Genomic DNA, 16712 nt, shown 5'->3' on the forward strand with positions numbered 1-16712 from the left:
TTTATTCCTTGTCTTCGACACCGTAACGCTGGCGATAGGCTAGCACGCGCTCGTGGTGCTCGCGGCCCGCATCGCTGCCCTGCTGCTCGAGATAAAGCAACAAATCTGCCAATTTGGCAATCGCGCAGACCTGCATGCCCAGCTGGTGGCGCACGTATTGCACGGCGCTGTGGGGCACGTCCTGGCCATTCTCGGTGGCCATTTCCTGGCGGTCCAGGGCGATGGCCACCGCATGGGGCTCGGCACCTGCGGCCTTGATGATGGCGATGGACTCACGCGCGGCCGTGCCCGCGCTCATCACGTCGTCGACGATGAGCACGCGGCCCTTGAGAGGCGCGCCGACCAGGGTGCCGCCTTCGCCGTGGTCCTTGGCTTCCTTGCGGTTATAGGCGAAAGGCACGTTCTTGCCCTGGCGCGCGAGCTCCACGGCCACGGTCGCGGCCAGGGGGATGCCCTTGTAGGCCGGGCCGAAGACCATGTCGAACTCGATGCCGCTGGCCAGAATGGCTTTTGCATAGAATTCGGCCAGACGGGCCATCTTGGCGCCGTCATCGAACAGGCCTGCGTTGAAGAAGTACGGGCTCAGTCGACCGGCCTTGGTCTTGAATTCGCCAAAACGCAGCACGCCCGCATCAACGGCAAACTGCACAAAATCCTGCGCCAGACGGCCTGCGCCGTCCACTGGCTGCTTACTCACCACCATGGATTCATCCTTGTTCAAATTAACCAGCCTCAACCTCAACGGTATCCGCTCTGCAACGACCAAAGGCGCGGAAGCCTGGATCGCGGCCACTGCGCCGGATTGTATTTGCGTCCAGGAAATCAAGGCCCAGGCCAGCGATATGGCCGGGCGTTTCGAGGTGTTGGCCGGCATGAAGGGCCACTTCCACTTTGCCGAGAAAAAAGGCTATTCGGGCGTCGGCGTCTACTCCCGCCACGAGCCCAGCGACGTGGTGGTGGGCTTCGACGGCGAGGAGTTCGACGCCGAGGGCCGCTATGTCGAGACCCGCTTCGACAAGCCGGGCCGCAAGTTCTCCATCATCAGCGCCTATTTCCCCAGCGGCAGCTCGGGCGAACTGCGCCAGGAGGCGAAATTCCGCTTTCTGGCCAAGATGCACACCCATCTGATGCAGCTCAAGGCCGAGCGCGATTTCATCCTCTGCGGCGACATCAACATCGCCCACCAGCAGATCGATCTGAAGAACTGGCGCGGCAACCAGAAGAACAGCGGCTTTCTGCCCGAAGAGCGCGACTGGATGACAAAGTTGTTGCACAAGACTGAAGCCTCGGGCGGCCTGGTCGACGTTTACCGTCAGCTCCAGCCCGACACCACCGATGCCTGCTACACATGGTGGAGCAACCGCGGCCAGGCCTATGCGAACAACGTGGGGTGGCGTCTGGATTACCACCTGGCCACGCCCGCCGTGGCCGCGCTGGCGCGCTGCGAGTCCATCTACAAGGACGAGAAGTTCTCGGACCATGCGCCCATCACCATAGGCTACGAGATGACGCTGTAAGCGGCCCGCGGCCGCTGCAGCCATCCCGGCAACGCCTGCGCCACGCAGGCGTTTTGCTATCTGGCGCCGGCCGCGGGCCTAGTCCATGGCCGAGGTCAGGGGGCGGTTGGTGACCACATGCTTCATCACCAGGGTGGAGGTCATGCGCTTCATGCCGGGCAGGTCCGTGAGCCTGGCGTCATACAGGCGCTGGAAGGCGGGCAGGTCGCGCACCACCACATGCAGCAGGTAGTCGGGGTCGCCGAACAGCCGCTGCGCCTGGACCACGTTCTCGATCTGGGCCACGGCCTCTTCAAAGGCCGGCACGGACTTGCTGTCATGCAGGGTCACGAAGACCAGTGCCGAGAACTCCAGGCCCAGCGCCGCCGGGTCCAGTTCCGCGCGGTACCCCCGGATCACGCCCGACTCTTCGAGTGCACGCACCCGCCGGTGGCATGGCGACAGGCTCAGACCCACCTGCTCGGCCAGCTCGGTCACCGTCAGGCGGCCATCGTTTTCCAGCGCCGCAAGAATTTTTCGATCAATTGCATTCACGAGGCAGATTCTTTCAATCTCAAGCCGTTAACCGGCATTTATTGAGAGCACATTCTCGCTGGTCTTCCATATTCTCTCTGCACCCATGCTTTTCGAGAGAACTTCGTGTCATTTGCCGCTCTGACTGCCTTCTGGGCCGTCTCCTTTCTTCTGGTGCTCACGCCCGGCGCCGACTGGGCCTATGTGATTTCCGCGGGCCTGCGCGGGCGCAGGCTGGTGCTGCCCGCCACCGTGGGCCTGGCCTGTGGCGCGCTGCTAGCCACGCTGGCCGTGGCGGCGGGCGTGGGCGCTCTGGTGGCGCGCAACCCCGCCCTGCTCACGGCTCTGACTGCCACGGGTGCGCTCTACCTGGCCTGGATGGGCATAGGCCTGTGGCGCAGCCCGGCCGCCATTCAAGGCGGCGACGATGCCGAGGCCGGCACGCGCTGGCACTGGACGCTCAAGGGCGCCAGCGTCAGCGGCCTCAACCCCAAGCAGCTCCTGCTGCTGCTGGCCCTGCTGCCCCAGTTTGTACGCCCTGCCGACCACTGGCCCGTGTTCGCCCAGATCATGGCCCTGGGCGCGGTCCATGCAGCCAGCTGCGCCGTGGTCTACTTTGGCGTGGGCTGGGGCTCGCAAAGCGTGCTGCGCTCGCGCCCCGCGGCGGCCCAGCTGGTCTCCCGCATCTCCGGGACCTTGATGCTGGGCATTGCCCTGCTTTTGCTCGTCGAGATGGCCTGGCATTGATCCCCGAATAGAAAAGCGCCCGGGACCTATGTCCCGGGCGCTTCGCGAGGGGGAGGCGCATGGCGCCTCAGGAGATGCGGCCCCTCAAGCCTTGAGCGCCGACAACACCTCGTCGAGCATCTTCTTGGCGTCGCCGAACAGCATGCGGTTGTTCTCCTTGTAGAACAGCGGGTTGTCCACCCCCGCATAGCCCGAGGCCATGGAGCGCTTCATCACGATGGAGGTCTTGGCCTTCCAGACCTCGAGCACCGGCATGCCGGCGATCGGGCTGGCCGGATCGTCCTGGGCGGCCGGGTTCACGATGTCGTTGGCGCCTATGACCATGGCCACGTCGGCCTCTGGGAAGTCCTCGTTGATCTCGTCCATCTCCATCACGATGTCGTAAGGCACTTTGGCCTCGGCCAGCAGCACGTTCATGTGGCCGGGCATGCGGCCGGCCACGGGGTGGATCGCAAAGCGCACGTTCACGCCCTTGTCGCGCAGGGTCTTGATGATTTCATTGACCGTGTGCTGTGCCTGGGCCACGGCCATGCCGTAGCCGGGCACGATGATCACGCTCTTGGCCTCGCGCAGCAGCTCGGCCGTGTCGGCCGCCGCCACGGGCACCACCTCACCCTGGGGCTCGGCCGCCGCGGCATCGCCCTTCTTGGCGGGCGCGCCCGAGCCGAAGCCGCCCGCGATCACGCTGAGGAAGTTGCGATTCATGGCGTTGCACATGATGTAGCTCAGGATCGCACCCGAGGAGCCCACGAGAGCGCCGGTCACGATCAGCAGGTCGTTGCTGAGCATGAAGCCCGTGGCCGCGGCGGCCCAGCCCGAGTAGCTGTTGAGCATGGACACCACCACGGGCATGTCGGCGCCGCCGATGGCCATGACCATGTGGATGCCGAACAGCAGCGCGATGGCCGTCATCACCACCAGCGGCAGCATGCCCTGGGCCAGGGTCTCGGCGCGCAGGAACTCGCGGCCGAACCAGATCACGATCAGCAGCGCCGCCAGATTAAGCCAGTGGCGGCCCGGCAGCAGCAGCGGCTTGCCGCCGATGCGGCCGTTGAGCTTGCCGAAGGCGATCAGCGAGCCCGAGAAGGTCACGGCGCCGATGAGAATGCCGACATAGATTTCCACCTCGTGGATGATCTTCTCCGCACCCTGCAGCGCGCTGGAGCTGTCCACATAGCTGGCGAAGCCGACCAGGCAGGCGGCCAGGCCCACCAGGCTGTGCATGAGGGCGACCAGCTCGGGCATCTGGGTCATCTTCACGACCTTGGCCGCATACAGGCCTATGCCGCCGCCCACGACCAGGGCGCCGACGATCCAGGCAATTCCGGCAGGGCTGACGCGCGGGCCGAAGACCGTGGCCAGCACGGCCAGGGCCATGCCGATCATGCCGAACAGATTGCCGCGGCGCGAGGTTTCGGGGTTGGACAGGCCACCCAGACTCAGGATGAACAAAATGGCGGCGCCCAGATAGGCCACCGTGGCGAGACTTTGGGACATGGTTCTCTCTTCCTGCTTCTTCTTATTTGCGGAACATGGCCAGCATGCGGCGCGTGACGGCAAAGCCGCCGAACATGTTGACGGCCGTCAGCACCAGCGCGGCAAAAGCCAGCCAGCGGATCAACTCGTCGGGCCGGCCGCCGGCCGCGCCGTCGGGCGGCGCGATCTGCACCAGGGCGCCGATGGCGATGATGCTGGAGATGGCATTGGTCACGCTCATCAGCGGCGTGTGCAGCGCGGGCGTGACGTTCCAGACCACCATGTAGCCGATGAAGCAGGCCAGCACGAACACCGTGAAGTGGCCCAGGAAGGCCGCGGGCGCATAGGCGCCGATGAACCAGAAGGCCAGGGCCGCCACGGCAAACAGAATCGCCAGCGTCCTCGCGGGCAGCGGACCGGCCGAGCCATGGCCGTGACCGCTTTTCTTCTGCTCCACGGGCGCGGCCGCAGGCTTGGCTGCGGGCTTGGGCGCCTGGGCCAGGGGCGGCGCGGGCCAGGTGATTGCGCCGTCCTTGACCACGGTCAGGCCGCGGATCGCGTCGTCCTCCATGTTCACCACGGCCCGGCCGTCCTTGGCCTTGCACAGCTCCTCGCACAGGCGCAGCAGATTGGTCGCGTACAGCGTGGACGACTGCTTGGCCAGACGCGAGGCCAGGTCGGTGTAGCCGATGATGGTCACGCCATGGCGCACCACGGCCTCGCCGGGCTGGGTCAGCTCGCAGTTGCCGCCCTGCTCGGCCGCCATGTCCACGATCACGCTGCCGGGCTTCATGCTTTGCACCATCTCGGCCGTGATCAGCTTGGGCGCGGGCTTGCCGGGGATCAGCGCCGTGGTGATGATGATGTCCACCTCCCCGGCCTGCTGCGCATACATCTGGCGCTGCGCGGCCTGGAAGCCCTCGCTCATGACCTTGGCGTAGCCGCCGCCGCCCGAGCCTTCCTCCTCATAATCGACCTTGACGAATTCGCCACCCAGCGAGGTGACCTGATCGGCCACCTCGGCGCGCGTGTCGTTGGCGCGCACGATGGCGCCCAGGCCTGCGGCCGTGCCTATGGCCGAGAGGCCGGCCACGCCGGCACCGGCGATGAAGACCTTGGCCGGCGGCACCTTGCCCGCGGCCGTGATCTGGCCGTTGAAATAGCGGCCGAAGGCGTTCGCGGCCTCGATCACGGCGCGGTAGCCCGAAACCCCGGCCATGGAGGTCAGCGCATCCATCTTCTGCGCACGGCTCAAGGTCCGCGGCAGGCAGTCGATGGCCAGCACCGTGACCTTTTTGGCGGCCAGCTGCTGCATCAGCTCGGGGTTCTGGGCCGGCCAGATGAAGTCGATCAGCGTCTGGCCTGCGCGCATCAGCGCCACTTCCTCGACAGTCGGCGGACGCACCTTGAAGACGATGTCGGCCGCGGCCCAGAGCGCGGCCGCATCGGGCAGCACCTCGGCGCCGGCAGCGCGGTAGGCATCGTCGCTGAAGTTGGCGGCCGCGCCGGCGCCGGCTTCGATCGCGACCCTGAAGCCCAGCTTGACGAGTTTTTCCACCACCTCGGGTACGGTGGCCACGCGCTTTTCCAGCGCAAAGGTTTCCCGCGGAATGCCTATGCACTGGGCGTCACCTCGCTGGGCCTCGCTGCGCTGTGCATCGCCATGCTGCGCCGGCGGGTTGGAAGGGCTAGACATGAAAAGTCTCCTGGAGTTTACAAACTGGCTCTCCAGGCCGACACCGGACCCCAACCACTCCTTCTGCGGAAGGAAAGTGCTTTGCACGGGCATTGGCACGGCCTGAACGATCTTGAAACTGTGTCGGGCCGCTTCTTGTGAGCGCTTGCCCGCTGCCTTGCAGCACAAATACGTTTTACCAGCCCGCACCAAAATGGGGCACTCGTATTCATGCTAGCTCATATGAAGGATGACGCAGGGTCTGAGCGGACATTTTTGATGCTCGCGGCTTGCCGTGTCATGCTTGCGGGGTTCGCTGCCCGCGAGACTACGCAAACGCCCGAAAAATACAAGTCACCCATGTTGCAATACCACACCGTTCCCGTCACCGCCTTTCAACAGAACTGCTCTCTGGTCTGGTGCGACCAGACCATGGAAGCCGCCGTCATCGACCCCGGCGGCGATATCGAGCAGATCGAATGGGAAGTCGAGCGCCTGGGCCTGAAGCTCAAGGCCATCTGGATCACCCACGCCCATATCGACCATGCGGGCGGCACCAGCGAGCTCGCGGCCAAGCACGGCCTGCCCGTCATCGGCCCCCAGGAAGGCGACCAGTTCTGGATCGACGGCCTGCCCCAGCAGGGCGCGATGTTCGGCTTTCCCCATGCCGATCCCTTTGTGCCCACGCGCTGGCTGCAGGACGGCGACCAGGTGACGATAGGCAAGGAGACTCTGAACGTGCGCCACTGCCCGGGCCACACGCCCGGCCATGTGGTGTTCCACGCGCCGCAGATCGAGCGCGCCTTCGTGGGCGACGTGCTGTTCGCGGGCAGCATAGGCCGCACCGACTTCCCCCAGGGCAACCATCAGCAGCTGATCGACTCCATAGTCCAGCGCCTGTGGCCCATGGGCGACCAGACGGTGTTCATCCCCGGCCATGGCCCCGAGAGCAGCTTCGGCCGCGAACGCAGCATGAATCCCTACGTCAGCGGTACCTGAGCGGGCCGACGCGGGCCTGCGGGGCGCGCAAAGGTTGACATTCGACCCCTTGCGGATTGCGGGGGCTGGTAGCAGTATGTGCGGGTCACGGACTTTGTGACGTCAATCCACCCGGGAGTGCATGTATGCGCAACACATGGAAAGTCTGGCTGGCTTCAGCCCTGGTTAGTGCCTCGTTTGCAAGCTTTGCCCAAACCCCTGCGGCTGCACCCGCCGCTGCCGCAGCGCCGGCTGCCGCAGCAGCGATGCAGACCTTTGTGTGCAAGGACGGCACCAGCGTCAGCGCCGCCAGCTCCAAAGGCGCTTGCACGGGCCACAAGGGCATAGACAAGACCGCCACCAGCAAGGCCGGCGCAGCGCCAGCCGCCATGCCGGCTCCCGCAGCCGGCGGCAAGTCCGCACCGGCGGCGGCTGCGGCTCCCGGCGGCGGCCCCGGCCAGGTCTGGGTCAACGAGAAGACCAAGGTCTACCACTGCCAGGGCGACCGCTACTACGGCAAGACCAAGAGCGGCAAGTACATGAGCGAAGCCGATGCCAAGGCCGCCGGCATGCATGCCTCCAATAACAAGGCCTGCGCCTCCTGAGCGCCCGGCCGCCACGCCAAGCGCCTGCCATCGCAGGCGCTTTTTATGTCTCCGAGGCCGCCTGCCCCGCGGTTCAGGGCTGTGGCGCATCCCGCCACTGGCCGGGCTCCAGGCCCTGGACCGAATACGGTCCTATGGCCATGCGCACCAGGCGCAGCGTGGGATGGCCCACGGCCGCCGTCATGCGGCGCACTTGGCGGTTGCGGCCTTCGCGGATGATGAGCTCTATCCAGCAGTCGGGAATGTTCTGCCGCACGCGGATCGGCGGCTGGCGCTCCCACAGCTGGGGCTGCGGCTCGAGCAGACGCACCCTGGCGGGCAGGGTCCTGCCGTCGTTGAGTTCCACGCCATCGCGCAGGCGCTGCAGCGCGGCTTCGTCGGGAATGCCTTCGACCTGCACCCAATAGGTCTTCTCCATCTTGTGGCGCGGATCGGCAATGCGCGCCTGCAGCTGGCCGTCATTGGTGAGCAGCAGCAGGCCCTCGCTATCAGCATCGAGCCGGCCCGCCGCATGGACGCCGGGCACAGCGATCCAGTCCGCGAGCCCCTTCCAGCGCCCCTCGGAGGTGAACTGGCTCAGCACGCCATAGGGCTTGTTGAAGCACAGCAGCCGCGGCACGGCGGGCCGGGGCGCGGGCTGGCGCAGGTTGCGACGAGGGCTGGGAGGGCGGCTGGAGGAAAACGGGCGGGGCATGGCGCGAGCTTAGCGCCTGCCCAATGGCCCGGTTCTAGTGCATGAAATGCCCGATCGCCCTTAGACCCATCTGCCTTCTTCGCTGGGCGCTATGTTTTTTGGTAATCCGGAAACTCGGTCCCCGCCAGTGGCTGCGGATAGACCTCACGCACGCAGTCCAGCCAGGCCTGCGCAGCGCGCGAGAGATAGCCGGGGCGCCACATCAGCGCCACGTCCCAGGTGATTTCAGGCTCGACCAGCGGGCGGCTGGCCACGCGCTCGGGGTTGTAGCGGGCGATGACATGCTCGAACATCACGGCCACGCCCACATCGGCGGCCACGAGGTGGCCGATAAAGTCCCAGTAGCGCGACTGCAGCGTGACTCTGGGAGTGAAGCCCGCGGCCTCGCATTGCTGCAGCACATGCTCGTGCAAGGCGAAGTCCGAGGTATAGAGCACAAAGCGCAGGTCGCGCAAATCCTGCCAGCGCATGGGCAGCGTGGCGTCCGCCACGCGGTGCACGGGCAGGACCACGCGGGTCTTCTGCCGCGCCACCGTGTAGCGCTCGACCTGCGGATCGGGGGCGCTGAACAGGCCTAGCGCCATGTCGAGCTTGCCCTCCTGGATCAGCTGGTACTGGGCGCGCGCGCCCTGCTCGTTGACCTTGAGGTCCACGCCGGGATAGCGCTGCTGGAACAGCGCGATCACCGGCGCCATATAGTGGCCCGTGGTCGGCATGATGCCCACGGAGAGCTCGCCGCGCGTGATGCTGTCCACCTCGGCCACCTGCTGGCGCAGCAGCTTGGCCTGGTCGAGGATTTCCAGGCCGCGGTCGTAGACCACCTGGCCCGCATCGGTGAGCTGCACGCCGCGGCCCGCGCGCAGCAGCAGCGCACCGCCGAGCTCGTCCTCCAGCGACCTGACCATCTTGCTGATGGTGGGCTGGGTTACATGCAGGGTTTCGGCGGCGCGGGTGAAACTGTTCTGGCGTACCACCTCAATGAAATAGCGGAGAGCGCGCAGGTCCATGGGTATTCCTTGAGCAATGCCTTTTATGAATTCAAAAAATGAAAATAATTCATTTTTAGAATATAGGTAAAAACCCTAGAATTTTCCCCATGTCACAGCATTCGGAAATTTCTTCGGCTCCCGCCGCGTTCTGGCGCCAGAGCCTCTGGCCGCTGGCCAAGGCGGTCGCGCAGATCGCGCTGCTCAGCGCCATCTGGATCGCCATGGACATGCTGCGCCAGCATTTTGGCTGGAGCATGCCCGCCGGGCTGATCGGCTTCGCGCTGCTGGCCGTGGGCCTGTTCACGGGCCTGGTCAAGGCCCGGTGGCTGCAAAGCGGCACCAACTGGCTGCTGGCCGAGATGCTGCTGTTCTTTGTGCCGGCCATGCTGGTGGTGACCGAATATCCCGACCTGATCCGCCACCAGGGCCTGCGCATTCTGGCCGTCATCGTGGCCAGCACGGCCTGCGTGATGGCCGTGACCGCGCTGGCCGTGGACCGCGTCTACCGGCTGGAGCTGTGGCTGGCGCGGCGCAGGTCCACACGCCAGGCCCAGGAGTAAGACATGATCTCCAACCAAGTCATAGGCGTGGTGTCCTTTGTCGCCACCGTGGCCTGCTACTGGGCCAACAAGCGCGTCTATCGCAAGCACCCGCATCCGCTGCTGATGCCCATAGTCGCCACCCCCATCGTGCTGATAGGCCTGGCCCTGCTAACCCATGTCAGCTATCCGCAGTACATCGCCCAGACGCACTGGCTGGTCTGGCTGCTCGGCCCCACCACCGTGGCCTTTGCGCTGCCGCTGTACGAGCACCGCAGCCTGCTGCAAAAGCACTGGATGTCCATCGCCACGGGCGTGGTCGTGGCCAGCGTGGTGTCCATCGGCACCACCGTGCTGTTTGCCCATGGCTTCGGCCTGTCGGAGGAGCTGCAGAAAGGCCTGGCCGTGCGCTCCGTCACCACGCCCTTCGCCATCGAGGCCGAGAAAGTGCTGGGCGGACCTACCGACCTCGCGGCCCTGTTCGTGCTGCTGACGGGCGTCAGCGCCATGCTGCTGGGCGAGACCGTGCTGCGCCTGCTGCCGCGCGTGCGCAGCAAGCTGGCCACCGGTGCCAGCTGGGGCGGAGCGGCCCACGGAAGCGGCGTGGCGCGTGCGCGCCAGACCGGCGAGGTGCAGGCCGTGATGGCCTCCCTGGTCATGATGATTGCAGGCGCCGTGAATGTGCTGGCCGCGCCCTGGGTGCGCACGCTGCTGTTCTGAGCAGGCCGCAGCACGGTCCGAAAAGCAAAAGCGCTGCCTGGGCAGCGCTTTTTTTCATGCCGCGCGCAGGCAGGGCTCGGACTGCCGCATGCTGCCGGTCTGCAGATAGCGCTGGTGCCAGGCATAGGCTTCGCCCAGCAGATGCGGCGTGTGCTTGCCCGGTGCCTCGCGCAGGGCCCGCTCCAGATACTCGCGCATCGCATCCCGGTAGTCGGGATGCACGCAGTTCTCTATCACCAGACGCGCGCGCTGCACGGGCGCTAGGCCGCGCAGATCGGCCAGGCCCTGCTCGGTGACTATGACCTGTACATCGTGCTCGGTGTGGTCCACATGCGAGACCATGGGCACGATGCAGCTGATCTTGCCGCCCTTGGCCACGGAAGGCGTCATGAAGATGGACAGATAGGCGTTGCGCGCGAAGTCGCCCGAGCCGCCTATGCCGTTCATGATGGACGAGCCCATGATGTGGGTGCTGTTGACGTTGCCGTACATATCGGCCTCGATCAGCGCGTTCATGGAGATCAGGCCCATGCGGCGTATCAGCTCCGGATGGTTGGAGATCTCCTGCGGGCGCAGCACGATGCGCTGACGGAAGCAGTCGATCTTGGCCAGAAAGCGCTCCATGGCCGCAGGACTCAGCGCCAGCGAGGTCGTCGATGCGGTATCGAGCTTGCCCGACTCCAGCATGTCCAGCATGCCGTCCTGCAGCACTTCGGTATAGGCGTTCAGATGCTCGAACGGGCCATGGTTGAGTCCGGCCAGCACGGCGTTGGCGATATTGCCCACGCCGGACTGCAGCGGCAGCAGCTCGGGCGGCAGGCGACCTACCTTCACCTCGTGCTGCAGAAAGTCGATGATGTGCCCGGCAATGCGCTGCGAGTCGGCGTCGGGGGCCGCAAAACCCGCCAGCTTGTCGCGCTGGGCCGTGGGCACGACGGCGATCACCTTGCTCGGATCGCAGTGCAGATACGGGTCGCCGATGCGGTCGAACGGGTGCTCCATGGGAATCGGCTTGCGCCTGGGCGGCACGGCGGCGCCGTAATAGATGTCGTGCATGCCTTCGAGCTCGGCCGGCTGGGCGCTGTTGACCTCGAGGATGATCTTGTCGGCCTGCTCCAGCCAGGTCTTGTTGTTGCCCACCGAGGTCGAGGGGATCAGCCGCCCGTCGGGCAAGATGCCCGCCACCTCGATCACGGCCACGTCGAGATGGCCCAGAAAACCGAACCACACATACTGCGCCACATGGGACAGGTGGATGTCCACATACTGCATGCGGCCGCTGTTGATCTCGGCGCGCACCGTGGGGTCGCTCTGGTAGGGCAGGCGGCGCTCTATGCCGTGGACCTTGGCCAGCGCCCCGTCGAGCTCGGCCGAGGTCGAGGCTCCCGTCCACAGGCTGATGCGGAAATTGCCGCCTGAGGCATTCTGCTGCTCGATGCGGCGCGCCAGCGCCTGGGGCACGGCCTTGGGCGCACCGGCAGGGGTGAAGCCGCTCATGCCCAGCGTCATGCCGGATTGAATCAGGCTGGCGGCCTGGTCGGCCGTCATGATGCGTTCGCGCAGGGCGGCGCACAGCACGCGGTCCGCGGGTGATGCATGGGTGAAAGTCGTGTGCATGGACTATGTCTCGTGGTGCGAGCCGCCGGGCGCGGCATCTTTTTGTAGCTTATGAGTTGCACTTTGACTGGTGCAAACCCGGAGTGAACCACGCTCGCGGCGAAGAATCCACCGTAGTTGACTAGTGCAAACCCCGATGCAGCGATAGGCAAAAACTGGGCGCGGTTGCCGTTGCGCTCCGGAAATGCGAGCACCGTCCGCACAGCCCATAAGGCAGCCGAAAACAAAGGCCCCGCAGCGCTACCCCTTGTGGGCGCGGCCGCTACGGATCGAGTCACGCCCAAGAATTTGCACAAGGTCGGCCGGAAACCACGGCCGCAGCGGCGGCACCGGGCCGGCTTAGAGCACACAATGCATGCATGGATGCAACTCTTTCTGCCTGGACGCAGCGGCTGATCCGCCCCGCCCGGCCGCTGGTGAGCGCCGTGCAGCTGTGGCTGCAGGCCGACGGCCTGCGCATGAGCGCGGCCATGTCCTTCTACGGCATGCTGAGCCTGGCCCCGCTGGCGCTGGCCGTAGTCGGCCTGCTGGGCTGGTGGCTGGACCGCAGCTATGTGGAGCACACGCTGATCACCCAGATCCAGCATGTGGTTGGCGACAGGGTGGCCCAGGTCATACAGGGCGCGCTCAACAGCGCCAAAAGCTCGAACGAGGGCTCGCTGGCCTCGGTGCTGGGTCTGGCCATGATGCTCTCGGGCGCGACCGGGGTGTTTGTGGAGCTGCAGGTCTCGCTGGACAAGCTCTGGTCCATGGGCGAAGCCCCGGCCCCCAAGGCCAAGGCGGCCTGGTGGAATATGGCGGTCTCGCGCCTGCGCGGCCTGATCTATGTGGGCGGCCTGGGCTTTTTGCTGCTGCTGTCCATGGTGATGTCCACGGCGCTGCAGATCGTCACCAAATGGGCCCACGAGGAGCTGCAGCTGGTGCCGCTGGGGCCGGTGCTCGGGCTGATCAACGAAAGCGTGTCCTTCGGCATCGAGGTCGTGCTGTTCCTGGGCCTGATGCGCATGGGCCATGGCATCAAGCCCGCGCTGCGCTATCTGCTCGTGGGTTCGGTCGTGGGCGCCGCGCTGTTCACGCTGGGCAAGCAGGCGCTGGCCTGGTATCTGTCCACGGCCGCCGTGGTCTCGGCCTATGGCGCGGCGGGCTCGCTGGTGGTGGTGTTGATGTGGTTTTACTTCACCTCGGCCATCCTGCTGTTCTCCGCCGCCACGGCCAAGGCCTGCAGCAAGGCCGAGCTGCACTTCGGCAAACGCAAGAGCCAAGCCTCCCGGATACCGCCGCAGGACCTGCGCCAGCGGCCCGACTCCGCGGGCGAGAACATCTAGGCAGCCGGCAGGTTCTCGCCGCAAGCCCCATACTCCCGGCGCTCACCCCGCTCTTGTTTTGCATGCACAAAGAACATCATGGACCGACTGTTGACCATGCGCGTATTCCAGGCCGTTGCCGACGAGGGCGGCTTTTCCGCGGCCGCGCGCAAGCTGGACATTTCCGTGCCCACGGTGACGCGCCTGGTGGCGGATCTGGAGCAGCACCTGGGTACGCGGCTGATGCAGCGCACCACGCGCAGCGTGACGCTGACGGGGGCCGGCGAAGCCTATCTGGACCGCGTGCGCCGCATCCTGGCCGAGGTCGATGATGCTTTTTCCCTGGCGCAGGAACATACGGCGCAGCTGTCGGGCACGGTGCGCATGCTGATGCCGCCGGTATTCGCCGAGCACATGCTGGCGCCGCTGATCACCGAGTTCCACCAGCGCTACCCCCATGTGAGCATCGATGTGTTTGTGGAGTCCGCCACCGAGGCCGCCCAGGGCGAATACGACATCACCTTCCTCAGCGCCGCCGAAGGCTATAACGCCAATGTGATTGCCAGGCCCATCATCAGCACCTACGGGCTGGCCTGCGCCTCCCCCGATTACCTGCGCAAGTTCGGCACGCCCCGACACCCGTCCGATCTGGCCGCACACCAGGTGCTGCTGCGCCGCTCCCTGGTCACGCGCGGCGACGTTCTCCACATGCACCGCATCGACAACATCCAGGACCAGGTCCCGGTCGCCGTCAAGCCCATACTGGTGGCCAACCACACGGGCACGCTGCTGCGCGCCACGCTAGACGGCGCGGGCATCAGCACCCAGCCGCTGGACCTGGTGACCCGCCATCTGCAGGCCGGCAGCCTCTGCCATGTGTTGCCCGAATGGACCAGCGGCATCTTCACGCTCTATGCCACCCTGCCCTCGCGCAAATTCATGCCGGCACGGGTGAGAGCCTTTCTGGACTTTCTTACCGAGCACACGCGCGATTCGCTGCAGCGCACGCTGCCGCCGGATCTGCCGACCCTGTCGCTGACGCAATGAAAAAAGGCCTGCTGCTGCAGGCCTTTTGTCTGGACGAAGCCAGAATCACTTTTCCACGAACGCGCGCTCGATCACGAAGTCGCCGGGCGTGGTGGTATTGCCTTCCTTGAAGCCGCGCTTTTCGAGCAGCTCCTTGAGCTCGGCCAGCATGGCAGGGCTGCCGCAGAGCATGACGCGGTCGGTCTCGGGGTTGAGCTCGGGCAGGCCGATGTTCTGCGGGAAGCTGCCGTTGTTGATCTGCGTGGAGATCCGGCCATGGTTGCGGAAGGGCTCGCGCGTCACCGTGGGGTAGTAGACCAGCTTGTCCTTGACGATCTCGCCCAGGAACTCGTGCTCGGGCAGCTCCTTTTCCAGCAGTTCCTGGTAGGCCAGTTCGTTGATCTGGCGCACGCCGTGCACCACGACCACCTTCTCGAACTTGTCGTAGGTCTCGGGGTCGCGCGCCACCGACAGCCAGGGTGCGAGGCCGGTGCCGGTGCCGATCATGTAGAGATTCTTGCCGGGCAACAGATAGTCGATGAGCAGCGTGCCCGTGGGCTTCTTGCCCACGATGATGGTGTCGCCCACCTTGATGTTCTGCAGCTTGGAGGTCAGCGGGCCGTCGGGCACCTTGATGGACAGGAACTCCAGATGCTCTTCGTAATTGGGGCTGGCGATGGAATAGGCGCGCAGCAGGTTTTTGCCATCCACCTTCAGGCCGATCATGGTGAAGTGGCCGTTGGAGAAGCGCAGCGAGGTGTCGCGGGTGGTGGTGAAGGAGAAAAGACGGTCGGTCCAGTGGTGAACCGACAGCACGCGTTCTTCGAGAAAAGCACTCATGATTCGTCTACAGCAATAAATCCAGGCCAGCGATGACTGGCGCAGCAAGAAAAGCCCGGCAGATTTGCCAAGAAGGCAGCGGGTAGCGAATTGCGCGGCGAGACCATAGACCTCGGACCTAGCGCGTTGGCTGCCGGTTGCCAAGCGGGACAGAACCTATATTGTCCGGCAAATGCGCAGGAAACGGGTACATTGCACGCCAATGTCTTGAGATTGATTAGTGATAAGGAGAATGACGATGCGTTCGCACATGCGCTGGGTGACTCCAGTCCTGACCCTCGCGGCCCTTTCCGGCGGAGCTTCCGCCTGGGCCCAGGGCGTGATCAAGATCGGGGAAATCAACAGCTACAAGGCCCAGCCCGCGTTTCTCGAGCCCTACAAGAAAGGCATGGAGCTAGCCGTCGAACAGGTGAACGCGGCCGGCGGCATTGCAGGCAAGAAGCTGGAACTGGTGACGCGCGACGACAATGCGAATCCCGGCGACGCCGTGCGCGCGGCCGAGGAGCTCTACACGCGCGAGAAGATCGACGTGCTCACGGGCAGCTTTCTCTCCCATGTGGGCCTGGCGCTGACCGATTACGCCAAGCAGAAGAAGCGCTTCTTCCTCGCGTCCGAGCCGTTGACCGACAAGATCGTCTGGGCCGACGGCAACCACTACACCTACCGCCTGCGCGGCTCCACCTATATGCAGACCGCGATGCTGGTGGAGGAAGCGCTCAAGCTCAAGAAAAAGCGCTGGGCCATCGTCTACCCCAACTACGAATACGGCCAGTCGGCCATCGCCACCTTCAAGACCTTGATGAAGGCCAGGCAGCCCGACATCGAGTTCGTGGCCGAGCAGGCGCCGGCCCTGGGCAAGATCGACGCCGGCTCCGTGGTCCAGGCCCTGGGCGACGCCAAGCCCGACGCCATCTTCAACGTGCTGTTCGCCACCGATCTGGGCAAGTTCGTGCGCGAAGGCAATACGCGCGGCCTGTTCAAGGGCCGCGAGGTCGTAGGCCTGCTGACGGCCGAGCCCGAGTACCTCGATCCGCTGAAAAACGAAGCACCCGTGGGCTGGACCGTGACCGGCTACCCCTGGTACTCGATCAACACGCCCGAGCACGCGGCCTTCCTCAAGGCCTATCAGGCGAGATTCAAGGACTATCCGCGCCTGGGCACCATCGTGGGCTATAACGCCATCCAGTCGATTGCGGCCGGCCTGCGCAAAACCCACGGCGACCCCGATACCGAAAAGCTGGTGGCGGCCTTCAAGGGCCTGGAGGTCGACACGCCGTTCGGCCGCATCAGCTACCGCGCCCAGGACCACCAATCGACCATGGGCGCCTATGTGGGCAAGACCGCGTACGACGAGAAGCTCAAGCGCGGCGTGCTGGTCAACTACCGCTACGCCGACGGCAAGAACTACCAGCCCACGAACGAGGAAGTGAAAAAACTGCGTCCGGCATCGGCCAACTGAGCTCCGGGCCGGC

17 protein-coding genes are annotated in these 16712 nt (G+C 65.3%); 9 read left to right on the forward strand and 8 right to left on the reverse strand.

All coding sequences use genetic code 11. The annotated features are described in order from the left end of the window. Position 1: 1 nt before the first annotated feature. Positions 2-703, reverse strand: coding sequence for an orotate phosphoribosyltransferase (pyrE, locus tag AB6724_RS07810; RefSeq protein ID WP_369337949.1), 702 nt, complete (start codon positions 701-703; stop codon positions 2-4). A gap of 10 nt (positions 704-713) precedes the next feature. Between pyrE and AB6724_RS07815 the strand changes: the two genes are divergently transcribed. Beyond that, positions 714-1517 carry an exodeoxyribonuclease III gene (locus tag AB6724_RS07815; protein WP_369337950.1) on the forward strand — a complete coding sequence of 268 codons (804 nt, stop codon included), beginning with the start codon at positions 714-716 and terminating at the stop codon, positions 1515-1517. A gap of 78 nt (positions 1518-1595) precedes the next feature. On the opposite strand, the gene AB6724_RS07820 is transcribed toward AB6724_RS07815, so the two are convergent. Continuing rightward, complete coding sequence (locus AB6724_RS07820; RefSeq protein WP_369337951.1) at positions 1596-2051, reverse strand: Lrp/AsnC family transcriptional regulator; 456 nt, start codon at positions 2049-2051, stop codon at positions 1596-1598. A gap of 105 nt (positions 2052-2156) precedes the next feature. On the opposite strand from AB6724_RS07820, the gene AB6724_RS07825 reads away from it, so the two are divergent. Beyond that, entirely contained in the window at positions 2157-2777 is a 621-nt protein-coding gene (locus AB6724_RS07825; RefSeq protein ID WP_369337952.1) for a LysE family translocator, read from the forward strand. Between the two features lie 84 nt (positions 2778-2861). On the opposite strand, the gene pntB is transcribed toward AB6724_RS07825, so the two are convergent. Both pntB and AB6724_RS07835 read right to left on the reverse strand, forming a co-directional pair. Further along, a complete protein-coding gene (pntB, locus tag AB6724_RS07830) occupies positions 2862-4274 on the reverse strand; it encodes a Re/Si-specific NAD(P)(+) transhydrogenase subunit beta (RefSeq protein ID WP_369337953.1) in 1413 nt (470 codons plus the stop codon). Positions 4275-4296: 22 nt separating this feature from the next. Then, positions 4297-5949 (reverse strand): Re/Si-specific NAD(P)(+) transhydrogenase subunit alpha, encoded by a 1653-nt coding sequence (locus AB6724_RS07835; protein ID WP_369337954.1) that lies wholly within the window; start codon positions 5947-5949, stop codon positions 4297-4299. A gap of 339 nt (positions 5950-6288) precedes the next feature. Between AB6724_RS07835 and AB6724_RS07840 the strand changes: the two genes are divergently transcribed. Further along, positions 6289-6927: an MBL fold metallo-hydrolase gene (locus AB6724_RS07840; RefSeq protein ID WP_369337955.1), complete on the forward strand. Its 639-nt coding sequence runs from the start codon at positions 6289-6291 to the stop codon at positions 6925-6927. 125 nt (positions 6928-7052) lie between these two features. Further along, positions 7053-7511 (forward strand): DUF3761 domain-containing protein, encoded by a 459-nt coding sequence (locus tag AB6724_RS07845; protein WP_369337956.1) that lies wholly within the window; start codon positions 7053-7055, stop codon positions 7509-7511. A gap of 73 nt (positions 7512-7584) precedes the next feature. On the opposite strand, the gene AB6724_RS07850 is transcribed toward AB6724_RS07845, so the two are convergent. Beyond that, the gene (locus AB6724_RS07850) at positions 7585-8205 is read right to left on the reverse strand and encodes a pseudouridine synthase (protein WP_369337957.1); all 621 of its coding nucleotides are present in this window, start codon (positions 8203-8205) and stop codon (positions 7585-7587) included. Between the two features lie 89 nt (positions 8206-8294). Next, positions 8295-9212 carry a LysR family transcriptional regulator gene (locus AB6724_RS07855; RefSeq protein WP_369337958.1) on the reverse strand — a complete coding sequence of 306 codons (918 nt, stop codon included), beginning with the start codon at positions 9210-9212 and terminating at the stop codon, positions 8295-8297. 89 nt (positions 9213-9301) lie between these two features. Between AB6724_RS07855 and AB6724_RS07860 the strand changes: the two genes are divergently transcribed. Together AB6724_RS07860 and AB6724_RS07865 are read left to right on the forward strand one after the other, a co-directional pair. Beyond that, positions 9302-9754: a CidA/LrgA family protein gene (locus AB6724_RS07860; protein ID WP_369337959.1), complete on the forward strand. Its 453-nt coding sequence runs from the start codon at positions 9302-9304 to the stop codon at positions 9752-9754. A gap of 3 nt (positions 9755-9757) precedes the next feature. Beyond that, positions 9758-10453 (forward strand): LrgB family protein, encoded by a 696-nt coding sequence (locus AB6724_RS07865; RefSeq protein WP_369337960.1) that lies wholly within the window; start codon positions 9758-9760, stop codon positions 10451-10453. Between the two features lie 54 nt (positions 10454-10507). Here AB6724_RS07865 and scpC read toward each other — a convergent pair whose 3' ends face one another. Continuing rightward, entirely contained in the window at positions 10508-12070 is a 1563-nt protein-coding gene (gene scpC / locus AB6724_RS07870) for a succinyl-CoA:acetate CoA-transferase ScpC (RefSeq protein ID WP_369337961.1), read from the reverse strand. 359 nt (positions 12071-12429) lie between these two features. Between scpC and AB6724_RS07875 the strand changes: the two genes are divergently transcribed. Together AB6724_RS07875 and AB6724_RS07880 are read left to right on the forward strand one after the other, a co-directional pair. After that, positions 12430-13395 (forward strand): YihY/virulence factor BrkB family protein, encoded by a 966-nt coding sequence (locus AB6724_RS07875; RefSeq protein ID WP_369337962.1) that lies wholly within the window; start codon positions 12430-12432, stop codon positions 13393-13395. Positions 13396-13473: 78 nt separating this feature from the next. After that, on the forward strand, positions 13474-14421 hold the full coding sequence (locus AB6724_RS07880) for a LysR family transcriptional regulator (RefSeq protein WP_369337963.1): 948 nt from the start codon (positions 13474-13476) through the stop codon (positions 14419-14421). A 45-nt stretch (positions 14422-14466) separates the two neighbouring features. Here the strand turns inward: AB6724_RS07880 and AB6724_RS07885 are convergent, their stop codons facing one another. Next, positions 14467-15240: a ferredoxin--NADP reductase gene (locus tag AB6724_RS07885; RefSeq protein WP_369337964.1), complete on the reverse strand. Its 774-nt coding sequence runs from the start codon at positions 15238-15240 to the stop codon at positions 14467-14469. Positions 15241-15472: 232 nt separating this feature from the next. Here AB6724_RS07885 and AB6724_RS07890 point away from each other — a divergent pair, with 232 nt between their 5' ends. Next, entirely contained in the window at positions 15473-16699 is a 1227-nt protein-coding gene (locus AB6724_RS07890; RefSeq protein ID WP_439329838.1) for an ABC transporter substrate-binding protein, read from the forward strand. Positions 16700-16712: the final 13 nt, after the last annotated feature.

Origin of the sequence: Comamonas guangdongensis (genome assembly GCF_041079535.1) — a bacterium.
Taxonomy (GTDB): Bacteria; Pseudomonadota; Gammaproteobacteria; order Burkholderiales; family Burkholderiaceae_C; genus Comamonas; species Comamonas guangdongensis.

What these genes read in the sequence shown, in the direction of transcription:
- pyrE (WP_369337949.1), bottom strand. Translation starts at nt 703, where the DNA reads ATGGTGGTGAGTAAGCAGCCAGTGGACGGCGCAGGCCGTCTGGCGCAG.
- pntB (WP_369337953.1), bottom strand. Translation starts at nt 4,274, where the DNA reads ATGTCCCAAAGTCTCGCCACGGTGGCCTATCTGGGCGCCGCCATTTTG.
- AB6724_RS07835 (WP_369337954.1), bottom strand. Translation starts at nt 5,949, where the DNA reads ATGTCTAGCCCTTCCAACCCGCCGGCGCAGCATGGCGATGCACAGCGC.
- AB6724_RS07840 (WP_369337955.1), top strand. Translation starts at nt 6,289, where the DNA reads ATGTTGCAATACCACACCGTTCCCGTCACCGCCTTTCAACAGAACTGC.
- AB6724_RS07845 (WP_369337956.1), top strand. Translation starts at nt 7,053, where the DNA reads ATGCGCAACACATGGAAAGTCTGGCTGGCTTCAGCCCTGGTTAGTGCC.
- AB6724_RS07850 (WP_369337957.1), bottom strand. Translation starts at nt 8,205, where the DNA reads ATGCCCCGCCCGTTTTCCTCCAGCCGCCCTCCCAGCCCTCGTCGCAAC.
- AB6724_RS07855 (WP_369337958.1), bottom strand. Translation starts at nt 9,212, where the DNA reads ATGGACCTGCGCGCTCTCCGCTATTTCATTGAGGTGGTACGCCAGAAC.
- AB6724_RS07860 (WP_369337959.1), top strand. Translation starts at nt 9,302, where the DNA reads ATGTCACAGCATTCGGAAATTTCTTCGGCTCCCGCCGCGTTCTGGCGC.
- AB6724_RS07865 (WP_369337960.1), top strand. Translation starts at nt 9,758, where the DNA reads ATGATCTCCAACCAAGTCATAGGCGTGGTGTCCTTTGTCGCCACCGTG.
- scpC (WP_369337961.1), bottom strand. Translation starts at nt 12,070, where the DNA reads ATGCACACGACTTTCACCCATGCATCACCCGCGGACCGCGTGCTGTGC.
- AB6724_RS07875 (WP_369337962.1), top strand. Translation starts at nt 12,430, where the DNA reads ATGGATGCAACTCTTTCTGCCTGGACGCAGCGGCTGATCCGCCCCGCC.
- AB6724_RS07880 (WP_369337963.1), top strand. Translation starts at nt 13,474, where the DNA reads ATGGACCGACTGTTGACCATGCGCGTATTCCAGGCCGTTGCCGACGAG.
- AB6724_RS07885 (WP_369337964.1), bottom strand. Translation starts at nt 15,240, where the DNA reads ATGAGTGCTTTTCTCGAAGAACGCGTGCTGTCGGTTCACCACTGGACC.
- AB6724_RS07890 (WP_439329838.1), top strand. Translation starts at nt 15,473, where the DNA reads ATGACGATGCGTTCGCACATGCGCTGGGTGACTCCAGTCCTGACCCTC.